Here is a 1,589-nt window from a genome sequence, read left to right as displayed (position 1 = left end):
AGCCGCCCGCTGGGCCGCATCAGCACCATCGAAGGGGGGCCCTGGTGCGACGGGCCGGTGCTGCTGGTGGGCGACGCCGCGCATGCAGTCACGCCCTTCCTCGGCCAGGGCATGAACTGCGCGCTGGAAGACTGCGAGCTGCTGCTGGACTGCCTGGACCAGGCCAGCGGCTTTGCGCCCGCCTTCCAGGCCTTCTACCAGCAGCGCCGCGAGGACGCGCAGGCGCTGGGCCAGATGTCCACCCGCAACCTGCAGGAAATGATGGTCGAGACGCGCACCCCCGCCTATGCTCGCCAGAAGCAGTTGGAAGCCTGGCTGGCCACGCGCTTTCCCGGCGTGTTCCTGCCCAGCTATTCCGCGATCACCTTTGATCGCATGCCTTACGCCAAGGTCTTGCGCATGAAGACACTCCAGGAAGCGCTGCTCGCGCGCTTGCAGACGGCCAGCGGCGAGCCGCCCGCCGCGGCCCAGGCCGAGCGCGAAGTGGCCGCCTACCAGGCTGCGTTTTCTTCGCTGATGGCGGAGCCCGCATGCTGAACACCGCTGCCACGGCGCCGCTGCTGCAGGTCAACCAGCTCGGCAAGCAGCTGGGCGCCCGCGTGATCTTCCGCAGCCTGAGCTTTGCCTGGGCCCAGCCCGAGCTGGTCTGCGTGCGCGCGCCCAACGGCGCCGGCAAGACCACGCTGCTGACCATGCTCGCGGGTGCCGCGCTGCCCGATGCCGGCCAGGTGCTGCTGCAAGGCCTGGACCTGGCTCGCTCGCGCGAACAGGCTGCGCGCCAGCTGGCCTTCGTGCCGGACGGCTGCCCGATCTACCCTTTCCTGACCGGCCGCGAATGGCTGGCCTTTGCCGCTTCGGTGCACGGCAGCAGCCCGGCCGCGAGCGACGATCTGGTGGCGCGCTTCCAGATCACGCCGCATCTGGACACCCGCTTCGGCGCGATGTCGCTGGGCACCGCGCGCAAGTTCCTGCTGGCCTCGGCACTGGCCAGCGACGCGCCGGTGCTGATCATGGACGAGCCGACCAACGGCCTGGACACCCGCTCGCTGGCCGTCTTCAAGGACTGCCTGGACCAGCGCCGCAGCCGCGGCCTGGTCGTGCTCACCTGCCACGACACGCAGCAACAGCAGCTGCTGGGCGTGCGCACCGTCGAGCTGGCGGACCTGGAGGCGGTGCCAGCGTGAAGCCGACCGAGTCCATGCCGGCGCCCACGCAGATGGCTCGGGCCGAGCGCCCCGCCGAGCCGCAGCCTGCCCGCCTGCCTTCGGGCAAGCGTTCGACCGCGCCCTCGCCCAGTGGGCAGACCACGTTCCGCAAGCTGTTCTGGTGGCGCATGCACCATGTCGCCAGCGTCGGCTTCCGGCTGCTGACGCGGCGCTGGCAGGCCGCCATCCTGGTGCTGTTCATGGTCTCGCCCAAGCTGATGCCGCTGGCCCAGCAGCTGGAGATCCTGGGCACGCCGGTGCTGCGCCTGACCGAGCCCGGCGCGCCGGCCACCACGCTGGGCGTTTGGCTGCTGATGCTGAGCCTGGCGGCCAGCTGGTGCGCGCTGCAGGCAGGCCTCTTGAGCGGCGGCCCGGCCTGGGTCT

Annotated in this window: 2 protein-coding genes and 1 pseudogene; all 3 read left to right on the top strand. The window is 71.0% G+C overall.

The features are described from left to right. A partial coding sequence (locus FKP22_RS34445) for an FAD-dependent oxidoreductase (protein ID WP_211361664.1) occupies positions 1-537 on the top strand: 537 nt, incomplete at its 5' end. Beyond that, the gene (locus tag FKP22_RS29790) at positions 531-1,184 is read left to right on the top strand and encodes an ABC transporter ATP-binding protein (protein ID WP_141291837.1); all 654 of its coding nucleotides are present in this window, start codon (positions 531-533) and stop codon (positions 1,182-1,184) included. The genes FKP22_RS34445 and FKP22_RS29790, both read left to right, overlap by 7 nt. After that, positions 1,181-1,589 (top strand): annotated as a pseudogene (locus FKP22_RS29785) (hypothetical protein); the annotation flags it as partial. The gene FKP22_RS29790 and the pseudogene FKP22_RS29785, both read left to right, overlap by 4 nt.

Origin of the sequence: Ideonella azotifigens (genome assembly GCF_006519715.1) — a bacterium.
GTDB lineage: Bacteria > Pseudomonadota > Gammaproteobacteria > Burkholderiales > Burkholderiaceae_C > Ideonella > Ideonella azotifigens.
The sequence above is the reverse complement of the archived record's forward strand: the minus strand, read 5'-3'. Positions and strand labels throughout refer to the sequence as shown.